Origin of the sequence: Tropicimonas sp. IMCC34043, from assembly GCF_003390845.1 — a bacterium.
Classification (GTDB): domain Bacteria; phylum Pseudomonadota; class Alphaproteobacteria; order Rhodobacterales; family Rhodobacteraceae; genus Tropicimonas.
In genome coordinates this window covers 1,411,251-1,426,536 of record NZ_QMEK01000001.1, presented here as the reverse complement: position 1 = coordinate 1,426,536, position 15,286 = coordinate 1,411,251, and the positions used below count along the sequence as shown (strand labels likewise).

11 protein-coding genes are annotated in these 15,286 nt (G+C 64.7%); 1 reads left to right on the top strand and 10 read right to left on the bottom strand.

The window, feature by feature from the left end; genetic code table 11:
- Positions 1-41 precede the first annotated feature (41 nt).
- The 4 genes from DQG17_RS06660 to DQG17_RS06645 form a co-directional block, all read right to left on the bottom strand.
- Positions 42-2,189, bottom strand: coding sequence for an LPS-assembly protein LptD (locus DQG17_RS06660; protein ID WP_116131939.1), 2,148 nt, complete (start codon positions 2,187-2,189; stop codon positions 42-44).
- Entirely contained in the window at positions 2,186-3,292 is a 1,107-nt protein-coding gene (gene lptG / locus DQG17_RS06655; RefSeq protein ID WP_116131938.1) for an LPS export ABC transporter permease LptG, read from the bottom strand. Before lptG ends, DQG17_RS06660 begins: the two co-directional genes overlap by 4 nt.
- The gene (gene lptF / locus DQG17_RS06650; protein WP_116131937.1) at positions 3,289-4,422 is read right to left on the bottom strand and encodes an LPS export ABC transporter permease LptF; all 1,134 of its coding nucleotides are present in this window, start codon (positions 4,420-4,422) and stop codon (positions 3,289-3,291) included. Before lptF ends, lptG begins: the two co-directional genes overlap by 4 nt.
- Positions 4,423-4,563: 141 nt before the next feature.
- Positions 4,564-5,241, bottom strand: a complete 678-nt coding sequence (locus DQG17_RS06645) for a DUF2270 domain-containing protein (protein ID WP_116131936.1) — start codon at positions 5,239-5,241, stop codon at positions 4,564-4,566.
- A 204-nt stretch (positions 5,242-5,445) separates the two neighbouring features.
- On the opposite strand from DQG17_RS06645, the gene DQG17_RS06640 reads away from it, so the two are divergent.
- Complete coding sequence (locus DQG17_RS06640) at positions 5,446-6,927, top strand: leucyl aminopeptidase (protein ID WP_116131935.1); 1,482 nt, start codon at positions 5,446-5,448, stop codon at positions 6,925-6,927.
- Positions 6,928-7,126: 199 nt separating this feature from the next.
- On the opposite strand, the gene xylA is transcribed toward DQG17_RS06640, so the two are convergent.
- The 6 genes from xylA to DQG17_RS06610 form a co-directional block, all read right to left on the bottom strand.
- Positions 7,127-8,437, bottom strand: a complete 1,311-nt coding sequence (gene xylA, locus DQG17_RS06635; protein ID WP_116131934.1) for a xylose isomerase — start codon at positions 8,435-8,437, stop codon at positions 7,127-7,129.
- Between the two features lie 3 nt (positions 8,438-8,440).
- On the bottom strand, positions 8,441-10,852 hold the full coding sequence (locus DQG17_RS06630; RefSeq protein WP_116131933.1) for a glycoside hydrolase family 3 N-terminal domain-containing protein: 2,412 nt from the start codon (positions 10,850-10,852) through the stop codon (positions 8,441-8,443).
- Between the two features lie 5 nt (positions 10,853-10,857).
- A complete protein-coding gene (locus DQG17_RS06625; protein ID WP_116131932.1) occupies positions 10,858-12,006 on the bottom strand; it encodes an ABC transporter ATP-binding protein in 1,149 nt (382 codons plus the stop codon).
- Positions 12,007-12,018: 12 nt separating this feature from the next.
- A complete protein-coding gene (locus DQG17_RS06620) occupies positions 12,019-12,852 on the bottom strand; it encodes a carbohydrate ABC transporter permease (protein WP_116131931.1) in 834 nt (277 codons plus the stop codon).
- Positions 12,853-12,855: 3 nt separating this feature from the next.
- The gene (locus DQG17_RS06615; RefSeq protein WP_198666037.1) at positions 12,856-13,791 is read right to left on the bottom strand and encodes a carbohydrate ABC transporter permease; all 936 of its coding nucleotides are present in this window, start codon (positions 13,789-13,791) and stop codon (positions 12,856-12,858) included.
- A gap of 116 nt (positions 13,792-13,907) precedes the next feature.
- The gene (locus tag DQG17_RS06610) at positions 13,908-15,197 is read right to left on the bottom strand and encodes an extracellular solute-binding protein (RefSeq protein WP_116131930.1); all 1,290 of its coding nucleotides are present in this window, start codon (positions 15,195-15,197) and stop codon (positions 13,908-13,910) included.
- Positions 15,198-15,286: the final 89 nt, after the last annotated feature.

Sequence of the window (15,286 nt, the reverse complement as noted above, 5' to 3'; positions counted from 1 at the left end):
CTTCGGGTTCTATGCCAGCCGACCCGGCACGACAAGCCGCTCTAACCGCGGCAGCCCGCGCGTGTCGGCCATTTCCGTTCGACCCCCGAGGCACCGAAGCCCGCCAGTTCGATCGCGAAGGTATAATCGAAGACCTGCTCGTCGGAATTGTTCGAGGTATAGCGGCGGCGCATCGTGACGTCGAAGCTGGCACAATTGGTGGTATAGGTCAGCCCCCAGCGCGCCGAGGCAGACCGGTCGAGTTCGACGTCATAGTTCCAGTTCACCCGTGTCGCCCAGCGGTCCGAAAAGTTCCAGTTGCCGTTCAGCGTCCATTCGTTCGACACGTCGGGCTGGTTCGGCACCGAATAGGGCTGCAGCCAGATATAGGTGGCGCCAAGGCCCATGTGCGGCATGTTCCAGTTCAATTGCGCCTCGTTGCCCGTCACTGCGAAGCTCTCGTCGAACAGCGACTGGTTCATCAGTGTCAGTCTTCCCGGCAGCCGCAGGGTGATGGCGGACATCCAGTCGGACACGGTGCCTTCCAGCGGCACGATCCCGGCGAACTGTCCCAGATCCTCCTGGCGCACGATCCGCCCGACGGTCAGTGCCGCGGTCCAGCCCGAGGGGTCATAGCGCGTCCAGCGCATCCCGATGTTGGCGCGGGTTCCGAGCTCGCGTTCGTCGCCCGCGGGAAAGCGAGACAGCGACCACAGGTTGCCCTGATCGAAGTTGACCTGGGTGCTCTGGTCGTTGGGCCCCTGCTCAATGTCGTCCGGGGCCCAGACCACCTGGGCGATCGGTTCGATGATATGCGTCGCCCGCGCGCCCTGACGCATCCAGGGCCAGCTCAGTTCGGCCACGCCATAGGGGACGAAATTCTGGATCGGGTCGGGATAGTCGCTGTCGTTCCTCACGACCTCGTAGTCGAGGTAGGCGTCCGCCGCGCCGGTAAAGCGCAGCCCGGCGGGCAGGGTCCAGGCCCGTTCCCAGCCGACATGCCCGGACAGGCGCGCGACGTCACGGCCGACGATATTCTGATCGGAATGGCGCAGGTGCGTGTGGCCGACCAGATCGGTGGTCAGCGTGCCGCCTATCAGATCCGGGTGGCTGCGGTTCACCCAGATCAGGTCGCCTTCGAAATAGGGGTCGGTTTCGTTGCTGTCGTCCTCGCGCAGAGAATAGTAATGGATCGCCTCGGCCGAAAACAGTCGGTCGCGTTTTACCCGGCTCAGGGTCACCGAGCTTTGCAGCACGTCGTCGTCGGAATAGTCGTAGTCCTCCAGATAGGTCTTGTCGGTCACCGTCTGCAGATCGAACTCGAGCTTGAAGTCGCGCGGCAGATCGAATTCGCCCTTGCCGAAAAGGTATCCGCGAAATTTTCCGGGCAGGATCGTGTCCTCGGTCATCGCGCCGTTGAATTCGACCTTCCCGTTGCGGAACGCCTGGCGATAGCGCAGTTCCAGCGTGGCGGTATTGGTGGCCAAAAAGGGCGTCACCGTCAGGTCGCGGCTGTCGCCGAGGACGATGAAATAGGGAACCTTAATCCCGTTGCCGAGCTGGTCCGAAAAGACGAGTTTCGGCGTCAGGAAGCCGGTGGCGCGTTTCAGGCTGGGGTCGGGCATCCGCAACTGCGGGAAATAGGCGAGCGGGACCCCCATCACGTCGAACCAGGCCTGGTCGAAATAGATCTGATGCTCCAGCTCGTCATGCACCACCCGTTTCGCGCGAATCCGCCACAGCGGTATCGGCCGTTTGGCGCAGACCTGACAGGACGAGGCGACGGTATTGTAGAGCTGGGTATAGCGGCCGCCGGTGCGGTCGACCTCGGCCGCTGCAATCTGCAACTGCTGGTTCAGCACCACGCGGGCCGACTGCAATATGCCTTCGCGCAGATCGGTCGAAAGATCGGCGCTGTCGGCGACCACGATCGAATCCGCGCCCTGGGTCAGGACCATCGGCCCCTCGATCTGGAGCGTGTCGGCCTCCTGATCATAGGTGATGCGCTTCGCGGTCAGCCGGCTGTCGCCATAGATCGCCTCGACATTGCCAGTGGCAACAAGCTTGCCATCCTGGCTGAATTCGACCTGGTCGGCGATCAGCGTTGAAAACGCCGAGTCCGACTGCGCCGCAGCCGGGATTGGCGCCAGCAGTGGCAGGGCAAGCGCGAGTGTTGCCGCAAGCAGGGTAAGGCGGTGGCGGCGGGTCATCCGTCCTCCAGATGCAAAAGCAGCCCGAGCGACAGAAGCGCTGCCGCGATCGGCGGCGCCCAGGCGGCCAGAATGACCGGGATGTCGCCGTTCTGGCCCAGAACCTGGGCGATGTTACGGATGAAGAAGGCGGAAAAGCCGAACAGCAGCGCGAACATCACCATCAATCCGGTCCGGGTCGACCGCGTGTGGCGCATGGTGAACCCCGCACCGATCATCACCATAGCGGCCAGAAACAGCGGCTGCGCAAGCTCCATCTGGAACCAGACCCTGTGTTTTCGGGCGGAAAACCCGGCTGCGTCGAGCGCCCGGATGAACGCAGGCAATTCCCAGATCGGGATGGCCGCGGGTTCGCCGAAACTGTCGCGGATCCGTTCCAGGGTCAGCGGTGAGGGCACCTCATACTCGGCGCGAAAGGTCGCGGCGGTCTCGGGGTTCGACACGTCGAGCGGCCAGATCTTGGCGTCGGTCAGCTTCCAGGACCCCGGTGTCAGGGTCGCGCTGCTGGCCTGGATCCGGCTGATCGCTGCCGGCCCGTCGCTGTCGTGCGGCGCCATGGCGACGAAAGAAACGTCGTAGAGCGTCGATCCGTCGGGGTTGGAGCGGGCCGCACGGATCACGGTCTGGCCGTCGTCGCTGCCCTGCCGCAACCACAGCCCCTCGCGGCTGACCGACAGGGCACTGGCGTCCTGACCGGCAAACTGGGTGGCACGCTGGTCGTAGACCTTCTTGGTTGCCGCGACGATCGGGTTGAACACGGTGACCGCCAGCACGCCCACCGCCGCCGCGGCAAAGGCCGGCGCGAACATCGCCCGGATCGCGGAGCGGCCGGCCGCGCGGGTGACCACCAGTTCCGACGTGCGCGACAGCGACAAAAACAGTGCCAGCGTTGCCAGCATGATCACCAGCGGCAGGATCGAATACAAGGTCTCGGGCACCGACAGCAGCGACAGACGGAAGGCGTCAAACAGCGTGATCTGGAACGAATCGAAGCGCCGCACCTGTTCGACCATGTCGAGCATCACCAGGAACGCTGCAAACCCGAGGAAGATCCCGAGCGTTATCTTCAGGAACTTGCGCGCGAAGTAGAGCTGCAGTTTCATGCGGCCGCCCTCTGCCGGCGGCGCCGGGAAAATATCGAGGGCCGGCCGGCTGCCGACAGCAGCCCGGCAATCACCCCGAACCCCAGCAGCGTCGGCACATAGACCAGCGGCCAGAGCGATGTGTCGCGACGGGCGATGTCGGCGGTCACGTTCTCGATCGCCTGCAGCGAGATGATCAGCGCGATTGCCAGCGCGATCTGCCACCAGACCCCGAACCGGCTGTAGCCGCCAAGCATCAGGGTGGAGAACCCCAGCAACGCCGCGACCAGAGGATTGAAAGGCTGCGCCAGCCGCAGATGCGCCTCGTATAGGAACACCGCCGGGTCCCTGCGTGTCGCCTCCAGCGCCGCGGCGTCCGGGCGGAACAGGGTCGGAGTGCCGAATTCGCGCACGTCGCGCCGACCGCGCCCGGTCGCCTCCATCATCGAATCGAGGTTATAGCTGAAGCTGTCGAAGGTGGTGACGGTCAGACGTGTGTCGGTCAGATTGAGCGTCTGTGCGGTGCCGTCGATCATCACCAGGGTCGGCCGGTCCTGCGCGTCGCGGACCAGATAGGCGCTGCGGGCCAGATAATCGGTGCGGGTGCGGTTCGATCGTGCGTCGGACAGGAAGACGTCGAGCATCTCGTTATCCGCGGTGATCTCGCGGACATAGAAGGTCAGCCCGCTCGACGGGTGCAGGAACTGCCCCTCGTTCAGCAGCCGCGCCGCCAGGTTCTGTTCGATTGCCCTGGTCTGCTCGGCAAGCAGCGTGCGACTGACCGGCACCAGCACGTGCACGAGCAGCCCCATAAGCAACGCGATCAGCAATCCGAACACCATGACCGGCCGCGCCAGCCGCCAGGGCGACATGCCGGTGGCCTGCGCCACCACCAGTTCGCTTTCCGTGGTAAGGCGGTTGGTGACATAGACCGCCGCGACAAAGGCCGAGATCGGCAGCACCATGCGCACCACGTTCGGCAGGGTAAAGAGCGTGAGGGTAAAGAAGGTTCCGGCCGACTGCCCGTCCGACAGCAATTCGTCGAAAAGCGTCACCGCACGGTTGATCCAGTAGACCGATACCAGAACCAGCGAGAAGAAGCCGAAAAGCACCATCAGCTGGTAGAGGAAATATCGGTCGAATCTGGCCATGCCACCGCTGCATTGATTGGGTATCGGTTCTTTGGAGTAACCGAATTTCCGGGGCACGTAAAACCCGCACACGCAGCGTCCGGCGGTACGATGCCGCCATGCCGCACCGGGGGGATCCGGCCGGGCCGCGGCGCCCGGCGTTCAGCCCAGAGGACGGCCGCGATTTCGCTTCACCGAGCGTTGCGCATCGCGCCATCCGGTGATCTGCGCAATCGCCAGGAAGCTGCCGAGATAGAGCACACCGATCCCCAGAATGACCTCGCCCGGGATGGGCCCGGTATCGGCCCGGCGGATGACCTCGTGCAGGCTTGTGGCCGAGGTCGGATGGATCACCAGCTTGCCGACATAGGCCATGATCTGGATGGTCAGGATCCAGAGATAGTTGCGCCGGATCCGCCGCCCCATCGCCGTCAGCAGGCTGATGTGATAGTCGGGCCGCCAGTAATCCTTGGCCAGAACCTTCTGCCAGTCGTCTTCGGTGTGCAGGTTGCCGTCGTCGAGGAGAGGGGCATAGAAGTGAACCTCCATATAGCGCGCCCGCGCCCGCCAGACGTTGAAATAGCGATAGCGCCGCGCCTCGAGCAGCATCAGCGTGAAGATCAGAACGCCGACCAGAAGGATCGGCAGCGCCGAGGCCTCGGGGCTGGAGAACGAGATCGAGAATGCGGCGCCGAGCGAGACCACGGACCAGTTGGTGGTTGTGTCGAGCCGGGTGCGCCAGATCGTGCTGCGATAGACCTCGCCGCGATAGAGATGCGCGAGCGCGCCAATCTCGGCCTGGGTGAATTCGCGCTTTGTCTCGCTGACGCTGTCGGACATGATCCCTCCCCGGATATCACGGACCTCGGTGTTCGGCCGGCGCCTCCCCGCGCCGGGCCCTGGCCGCCAGCCTATCCAAGCTGTGCCGTTGCGGAAACCGGCATTCGGCGGGACTGAATGATGCAGGTAAAGACGCCGCGGGCTGCTGGCGCCGGAGAACAAGCCGGGCTAGGAAGGTAGCAACGAGAAAGCGAAGGTACCGCAATGACAGATCTACCTCCGGTCGAAATCGTCGCTACCGACCTCGAGCCGCTCAAGGACTTCGAGGGCCGCATCGTCGTTCTCGTCTCTGGCGAGGGACGGCTCGATGCTGCGACCCGCCGGGTCAACCGGCTTTGCAAGGGGATGGTCGGGCGGTTTGTCGAGAGCGACGGCTTCTCGGATCTCAAATCCGGACAGTCGGCCGATCTTGCCTGTCCCTCCGGCATGGCCGCGGCGGCGATCCAGGTGGTCCGGCTCGACAAGACCGCGACTGTGATCGAGGTCCGGCGAGCGGGGGCTGCAATCGGCAAGGCGCGCGGCAAGGCCGATGTGCTGGTGCTTGGCGGCACGCGCTCGCGTCTGTCTGAACTGGTGCTGGGCATCCTGCTGCGCGGCTATACCTTTGATGCCTGCAAGACCGGCGAAGGCAAGGCGCCCGCCCCGGGCCGCACCGTCGTCATGGTCAGCGATCCGGTCGCACTGACGCGCAAAATGGTGGCAGTGCAGGCGCTGGCCGAAGGGGTCTTCTTTACCCGCAATCTGGTGAACCTGCCGTCGAACCTGCTGACCACCGAAAACTTCGCCGACAGGCTGGTGGCGCTTCGCGAGATCGGGCTCGAGGTCGAAGTGCTGGACGAACCCGAGCTTGCCGAACTGGGCATGAGGATGCTGCTGGGGGTCGGGCAGGGATCTGACAGCCCGACCAAGGTTGTCGTCATGCGCTGGGCCGGCGGTGGCGCCGAGGCGCCGCTGGCGCTGATCGGCAAGGGGGTCGTGTTCGACACCGGCGGCATTTCGATCAAGGCTGCGGGTGGCATGGAAGACATGACCATGGACATGGGCGGCGCCGGCGTCGTTGCCGGGGTCATGAAGACCCTCGCGCTGCGCAAGGCCGCGGCCAATGTCGTCGGACTTGTCGGTCTGGTCGAGAACATGCCCGACGGCCGCGCCCAGCGTCCGGGCGACATCGTCACCTCGATGAAGGGCGACACGGTCGAGATCATCAACACCGATGCCGAGGGCCGGCTCGTGCTGGGCGACGTGATGTGGTACGCGCAGGAACGTTTCAAGCCCATAGGCATGGTCGATCTGGCGACGCTGACCGGCGCCATCATTGTCGCGCTCGGCCACGAGAACGCAGGCGTGTTCTCGAACGACGACGGCTTCTGCGACGGGTTCCTCAAGGCGGCCGCAGCCGAGGGCGAGGGCGCCTGGCGAATGCCGCTGGCGCCCGCCTATGCCAAGGCACTGAAATCCGACAAGGCCGACGTCAAGAACGTCGGCAACCGCTGGGGCGGCGCCATCGCCGCGGCCGAGTTCCTGCACCGCTTCGTGAAGGACGGCACGCCCTGGATACACCTCGACATCGCCGGCGTGGCGCAGCCGAACTCGGCCCCCGATCTTGCGCCGAAGGGCGCTTCGGGCTGGGGAGTTCTGGCGCTCGACCGGATGATCCGCGACCGTTTCGAGGGCCTCAAGGGCTGATCGCGCCATCGGGCAGCTGCTGATCCGGCAAGGGCGGCAGCCTGGCCTAACGAGGTTTGGCCGCGGAACGCGCGCGTGGCGGAACGGCGCCGGGCGTGGGCAGTATCCCGCGCGGACCCCCGAGGAAACTCCCGGAGGCTGCAGAATTCTGGTGCTGGCCGGGCCGTGGGAGGGCGGTCCGGCCAGCTTGAGGTGCGGCTCAGACGTAGCGGTTGAGCACGCCCTCGAGGTATTCCTGCCGTCCCGACCGCGGCTGCGGGTCGAGCGAAAGCGCCGCTTCGGCGACCTGTTCGAGGCTGCGCTCGCCAGCAAGGATCGCCTTCGCCTCTGGCGTCTTCCAGCCGGCATAACGGTCGGCCAGCGGGCCTTCGAGCGCGCGGTCCTCCAGCATCTTCTCGGCGGCAAGCAGCCCGCGGGCGCAGGCATCCATCGAGGCGACATGGGCGATCAGCGGGTCCGCCGGGTCGATCGACTGACGGCGGATCTTGGCGTCGAAGTTCAGCCCGCCGGTCTTGAAGCCGCCATGCTTGAGGATCTCGTGCATCAGGAGCGTGATCTCGGGCACGTTCATGCCGAACTGGTCGGTATCCCAGCCCAGCAGGTCGTCGCCGCGGTTGATGTCGATCGAGCCGAAGATGTCGGTGGCATAGGCAAGCCGGACCTCGTGGTCAAAGCTGTGGCCGGCCAGAACCGCATGGTTCTGTTCGATATTCACCTTCACGTCGCCCAGCAGGTCATAGCGCTGCAGGAAGCCATAGACGGTCGCCACATCGAAGTCGTACTGATGCTTGGTCGGTTCCTTGGGTTTCGGTTCGATCAGGATCGGGCCGGCGAAGCCGATCTTGTGCTTGTAGTCGACAAGCATCGACAGGAAACAGCCGAGCTGGTCGAGTTCCTGCCCGATGTTGGTGTTGAGCAGCGTCTCATAGCCCTCGCGACCGCCCCAGCAGACATAGTTTTCGCCGCCAAGCCGGTGAGTGACGTCAAGCGCCGCTTTCACCAGACCGCAGGCATAGCTGAAGACCTCGGGGTCGGGGTTCGTGGCCGCACCCGACATGAAGCGGCGGTGCGAGAACAGGTTCGAGGTGCCCCACAGCAGCCGCACCTTGGCGGTTTCCATCTTGGCCTCGAAGATGTCGGCGATGGCGTTCAGATTGGCAATCGAGCCGGACAGAGACTCGCCTTCGGGCGCCACGTCGCGGTCGTGGAAGGCAAAGTAGGGCGCATCGAGCAGTTCGAACATCCTGAAGGCGACATCGGCCTTCTGGCGCGCCAGCGTCATCGGATCGGCGCCCGACATCCAGGGACGCAGCAGGGTTTCGCCGCCGAACGGGTCGGTGCCGGGCCAGGTGAAGGAATGCCAGTAGGCGATCGAGAACCGCAGATGGTCCTCCATCCGCCGTCCCGCCACCATCCGGTCCTTGTCATAATAACGGAAGGTGAGCGGATCGGTGCTGTCGGGTCCGGCATAGCGGACGGGCTCGATCCCTGCGAAGAAGTCGGTTGTCATGGGTCACTCTCCTGTGATCGCGACGGCCCCGGCGGGGGCGTCGGCGGGTAGGGTTTCGAACCGGCTCTGCATCCGCCAGTCCCTTGGCAGCTCGCGGGTCGCGCCGGTCAGCTCGACCTGCGTGCGCAGCCGGATGTCGCCGCTCGATGCGCCGATCATCAACTCGAAACTGCCCGGTTCGACAAGCCGCGCGCCCTGCGACCCGGTGAAGCCGAGCATGTCGGTCGGCACCGCAAACGTGACACGCGCCTCGTCGCCTGCGGCGAGGGCGACCTTGCCGAAGGCCTTCAGTTCTTTCACCGGCCGAACGAAGCTCGCCACCATGTCGCGGACATAAAGCTGCGGTACGGCGACGCCTGCGCGGGTCCCGGTGTTGCGGACACTGAACGATACCCGCACCTCGCCGGTGGCAAGATCGACCGTGTCGGCGTCGAGCGCCAGATCGGAAAACGCAAAGTCGGTATAGGACAAGCCGTGGCCAAAGGGATAGCGGCTGCCGAAATGCTGGGCGACGGGCGTGCCCGAGCTTTTGAAGCTGTGGTTGTAGAAATAGGGCACGGCGCCAACGTTTTTCGGGATCGACAGCGTCAGCCGGCCCGAGGGCTCGACCGCGCCCGTCAACACCGAGGCAAGCGCGGGCCCGCCCTGCTGGCCGCCGAAGAAGGCCATGACCTGGGCCGCGACGACCTCTTCGAGCCCGCCGAGGTTATAGGGTCTGCCGCTGGTCAGCACGACGACGACGGGCGTGCCGGTGGCCACCACCGCGTCGAGCAGCTGTTGCTGGACGCCGGGCAGAACGAGGCTGTCGACATCCGAACCCTCGCCCACCGTTCCGGTCTGGAAGATGCCCGAAAGATCGCCGACACAGACGATTGCCACATCGGCGGCCTCGGCCGCGGCGACCGCCTCGGGGATCATGTCGAGCCGGGTCGAAAGCGACGAGGCCTGCTCAAGGCTGGTGGCGTCGTCAACATCGCCCGGGAAGACCGGCGCCCCGGCGCGGCGTGCGTCAAGGATATTGCAGCCGCGGGCATAGCGGACGCGATCCGCCCCGAGCGCTGCCTGCAGCCCCTTCAGCGGTGTGATGACGCTTGAGGCGTCTCCGGTCAGGTCGTTCGTGATCAGATGCACCGGAAAGCTGTAGTCGCCCAGCATCGCCAGCGGATCGTCCGCAGTCGGGCCGATCACCGCCACATTGGCCTGCGGTTTCAGCGGCAGGATGCCGTTGTTGTCGAGGATCACCACCGATTGTTCGGCAACCTCGCGGGCGATGGCGACGGCCTCGGGCGTCTGCAGCGCGACCGCATCGGGATCGGCATAGGGGTTTTCGAACAGGCCGATGCGGAATTTCTCGGTCAGGACACGGCGCACGATCTCGTCGATCTTGTCGATGGAAATCAGTCCGCGATCGACCGCGTCGGCCAGGTCGCGGGCGCAGTCGTTGCCCGGCAGTTCGATGTCGAGCCCGGCGTTGAACGACAGCGCCGCCGCTTCGGCCGCGTCGGCGGCCAGCGCGTGGTGCTGGTACAGCAGGCTGACGCCGACATAATCGGCGACGATCAGCCCGTCGAACCCCCAGGCGTCGCGCAGCACCTCGGTCAGCAGGTGGTGCGAGGCGTGGCTCGGTTCGCCGTCGATGTCATGGTAGGCGGGCATCACCGATCCCGCATTCGCCAGCTTTACCGCCATCTCGAAGGGCAGCAGGAAGGTGTCGTTCAATTCGCGCCAGCCCATGTGGACCGGGGCATGGTTGCGACCGCCCTCGCTGGAGGAATGGCCGGCATAGTGTTTCAGCGTCGCCAGCAGGTCGCGCTTTTCGCCCTGCAGGCCGCGGACATAGGCGCTGGCAAGGGTTCCGACCAGATAGGGATCCTCGCCAAAGGTCTCCTCGGTGCGACCCCAGCGGGCGTCGCGGGCGACGTCGAGCACCGGCGCAAGACCCTGATGACAACCGACCGAACGGGCCTCGGCGCCGATGGCTTCGCCAACGCGTTCGATCAGCTCGGGGTTCCAGGTGGCGCCGAAGGCAAGCGCCGAGGGAAACAGCGTTGCGCCTGCGGCCATCATCCCCGACAGGCATTCCTCGTGCGACATCACCGGGATGCCAAGCCGGGTCTGCTCGACCATGAACTTCTGCAGATGGTTCAGCGCCCGAACGCCTTCGGCGGCGTCGATGCTGCGAGTGCCAAGCGGGCGGGTGATCTGGCCAAGTCCGGCGGCGAGCACCTCGCGCAGCGTTTCGGGGTCGGCTGCGCCGGTGAACTGGTCGGAGCGGATCTGGTGGCGGCCGTCGGCCTCGAGGATCAGCCACAGCGCATGCATCTGGCCGATCTTTTCGGCCAGCGTCATGCGCCCCAGCAGGTCTTCGACACGGGCGGAGACGGGTTGTGCGGGATCTTTGTAAAGGTCGGTCATGTGGATCAGTCCATTCGGGCGGCTTGGGGTGCCGCAGCGGTGGTGTGAGGCAGCGCATCGCCCTTGGTGTCGAAGAGGTGGCATTCGGCGGGATCGACGTGCAGCGCGATCGGCGCGTCGGGGATGTCGAGCATGTCCCCAGAGATCTTGGCAATCAGCGGCTCGTCGCTGCTTTCCGATAGAAACAGGTAGCTGTATTCGCCAAAGTTCTCGACCGCCCGGACGCGGCGGCGGATCGCCTGGCTGTCGGAGCCTTCGGCAAGGCGCATGTGTTCGGGTCGCAGGCCAAGCGTCAGGGCGGTGCCGGTGGCAAGGCCACCCGCATCGACCGCCACCCGCAGGGTTTCGCCGCTGGCAAGCCGGACATTGGCGCCATCGGCGTCGGCGCCCACCAGCTCGGCCGGCAGGAAGTTCATCGAGGGCGAGCCAAGGAAGCCTGCGACGAACAGATTGGCCGGGCGATGGTACAGCTCCAGCGGCGCGCCGACCTGGGCGATGGAGCCTCTGGTCCTGACCTCGGGGCCGGCCCGCAGCAACACGATCTTGTCGGCCAGCGCCATGGCCTCGGTCTGGTCGTGAGTCACATAGACCATGCTTGCTTCGGGGAAATCGCGGTGAAGATTGGCGATCTCGGTGCGCATGTGCACACGCAGCGCCGCATCGAGGTTGCTGAGCGGTTCGTCGAACAGGAACACGGCCGGATGGCGGACGATGGCGCGGCCGATGGCAACGCGCTGACGCTGGCCGCCGGACAGTTCCTTTGGCCGGCGGTCGAGCAGCGGCTCGATCTGAAGCGTCTGGGCGGCGGCCCGCACGCGGGCGTCGATCTCGGGCTTGGGCGTCTTGGCCTGACGCAGGCCGAAGGCCATGTTCTCGTAGACGCTCATGTGGGGATAAAGCGCATAGTTCTGGAACACCATCGCAACGCGCCGGTCGGCGGGTTCGACGTCGTTCATCAACTCGCCGGCGATCCGAAGCTCGCCCGCCGAGGTGGCCTCGATCCCCGCGATCATGCGCAGCAGGGTGGATTTCCCGCAGCCCGAGGGCCCGAGGAACACGCAGAATTCTCCCTCGGCGATGTCGAGGTCGATGTCTTGCAGGACCGAGACCTGGCCAAAGCGTTTCGCGACGTTCTTCAAGGTGATACTGGTCATATGTGTTCCTCCCTAGCCCTTGAGCGATCCGGCCATCATGCCGTTGACGATGCGCTCCTGACCGATCGCGTAGACGATGATCAGCGGGAGGGTGCTGAGGGTGACGACGGCAAGAACCGCCGGGATGTCGGATGCGTACTGGCCCTGGAAGTCCCAGACCGCGAGTGGCAGCGTGCGCTTGTCGGGCGACGAGGTCAGCACATAGGCGAAGACGAATTCGTTCCAGAGCATGATCCCGTTGTAGATCGCGACGGTCGCGATGCCGGGACCCGACAGCGGGAAGAAGATGCGGGCAAAGATCTTGAATGGCCCGCAGCCGTCGAGCCGCGCCGCCTCTTCAAGTTCCTTCGGGACCTGGCGCATGAACTCGGTCAGGATGAAGACGGATATCGGCAGGCTGGTCGCCACATAGGGGCCGATCAGCGCAAACAGCGTGTCATAAAGCCCGGCGGTGCGGATCATCAGATAGACCGGCACCAGCGTGACATGAAGCGGTACGATCATGCCGGCGACGATCAGGCCGAACAGCGGGCCGTTCAGGCGGAACTTCAGCCGCGCCAGCGCAAAGGCCGCCATGGAACTGACCAGAACGATCAGCACCACCGAGACTGAAATCACGAACAGGCTGTTGCGCAGGTAGATCAGGAACGATCCCTGCAGCACCTGAATATAGTTCGACAGGTTGAGCTGTTCGGGCATTGCCCAGACCGGGTTGGTATAGGTCTCCTGCAGGGTCTTCATGCTGGTGAAGACCACGAAGATGAAGGGCAGGGTCGTGACCGCGAGCCAGAACAGTCCGAGGACCGGGATCGCGACGCGGGCAGGCTGGAAATTGCGGTTTGCCATGGTCTAGACCTCCGTCTCGAAGCGTTTGGAGATGCGCAGCGACACTGCGGCGATGACCATGATGATCAGGAACATGGCCGAGGCGACCGTGCTGCCATAGCCGAGCTCGAACGAGTTGAAGACCGTGCGATACATGTAGGTCGCCATGACCTCCGAGGCATTCTCGGGTCCGCCGCCGGTCATCACATAGATCAGGTCGAAGTAGCGCATCGACCCGATCACGGCGAGCAGGACAGCGGTCCGGAACGTGCCCTGAAGGTGCGGCAGCTTGAGCCGCCAGAAGATCGTGCGCCCCGTGGCGCCGTCGAGCCGCGCGGCCTCGGTGATCTCGCGCGGGAAGGACGACAGTGCGGCCAGAAACAGCACCATGTAGAACGGGATGTTCTGCCAGCAGACCACCGCGATCACCGACCCGAGCGCGAAGTTGGGATCGCCCAGCCAGTCCTGGGTCCAGGAATAGAGGCCCATCGCACCGAGGATGCCGTTGATCGGACCGAAGTTCGGGTCATAGACGTTCTTGAAAAGCACGCCTAGCGCCACGCTCGACATCAGAAGCGGCAGGAAATACAGTATCTTGAGCAGGCGTGAGCCCTTGGATGCCTCATCGAGCACGACCGCCAGCACGACGGCGATGGGCAACTGGACCACGACCGAAAAGAACGCGAGCAGGATGTTGTTCCAGGCCGAATTCCAGAACACCGTATCATGCGCCAGCCGCACCCAGTTCTGCAGGCCGATGAATCTTGCACCGTCGCCCAGGCCGTTCCAGTCCAGCAGCGACAGCCGGAAGCTCGAAAGCAGCGGATAGAGCAGGAAAACCATAAGCAGCAGGATTGCAGGGGCGAGGAAGATCGTCGGAGCCGCCTTGTGCAGCCGCCGCGATCCGGCGCGCGACCGGCGTAACTTCTCGGCTGCCGTAACCGCTTCACCGACAGACATCGGAACCGCCTTTCCATGGTGAGGGGTCCGGTCGCCGCTCTGTTCGAACGGCGACCGGCAGGGAGGGGAGGGGGGAATGGGCACAGGGCATGGCCCCGCACCCGCTCAGGGAAGGATCAGTTCGCTTCCGCCTTGGCCGCGGCTTCCATCGTGGCAGCCGCTTCCTCGGGGGTGATCGACAGGCCGAACAATTGCTGGGTCGTGTCCTTGTGGACCTCGGCCAGGGTCGGCGGCAGTTCCTGATCGTACCAGAGCTGGACGCTCGGCGCCTTGCCGACAAGGTCGATTACACCCTGCAGGGTCGGATCCCCGACCTCGATCCCGAGAACCGGCGAGACGATGTTGTCCAGAAGCTGTTCCTCGGTCGAGGTCTGGTCGGTGAGCTTCACCAGCAGGTCGAAGGCCGCATCCGGATAGGGGCATTGCGTTGAAATGCTGATGTAGTTGTCGCCGAGGGTGCCGACGACATTGGCGGGATCGCCCTTGCCGCCTTCGACTGCGGGGAAGGGGAAGAAGCCGAGCTTGCCCAGGAATTCGGGGTTTTCATTGGCGATCGTGCCAATCTCCCAGTTGCCCATCAGCTCCATGGCCGCGCGGCCGGAGTAGAGCAGCCGGCGCGAGCCGCCGATGTCATAGTCGAGGCCGTTGAAGCCGCGGGCAAAGCCGTCGGCCTTGACCAGATCCTGCAGCATCTCGCCTGCCTGGATAAAGGCCGGGTCCTCGAAGCTGCCGCCGGGCTGGCGGTCGGCTGCGGCCAGGAACACCTCGGGTCCGCCGATGCGGTCGACGAGATAGACATAGAACATCGAGCCGGGCCATTTGGACTTGTTGGCCAGCGCGAAGGGGGCGATGCCATTCTCGTTCAGGACCTTGGAAACATTCATCAGCTCGCCCCAGGTCGCGGGCGGGGTCAGGCCGAGTTTCTCGAAGATTTCCTTGTTGTAGAGGATGACGCCGATCGAGGTGCCGCGTGCCGGAAGGCCATAGATGTCGCCCTCGAAGGTCACCGGCGTATAGCTGGCCGGCATGAAATAGCCCTTAACCGCCGGATTCGCGTCGAGGTAGGGCGACAGATCCACGACCTCGCCGGCCCTGATGTATTCCCGCAGCGGTCCGCCGCCCCAGGAGGCAAAGACGCACGGCGGCTGGTTGGCGCCAAAGGCGATCTTCAGCTTGGTCTTGTAGGCATCGTTGGCAAAGTGGGAATCGACGACCTTGTAGCCGGGGTTCGCGGCCTCGAACCGGTCCATCCCGGCGCGGATATTCGCGACGGTACGGTCCTGGGTCTGCAAGTCCCACGACGTGATTTCCTTGGTGTCCTGGGCGTTGCCTGCAAGCGGCAGCAGCCCGGCGACAAGGGCGCTGCACAGCAGCTTTGCGCGCTTGGCGGTATCTCTGGATTGCATGTCTTCCTCCCATGCGGTGACTTGAGTCTTTGGGTCACATGTGCTACGGTATCGGTAACGTTACGGTGTGTCAAGCCACGCAGCAGCAC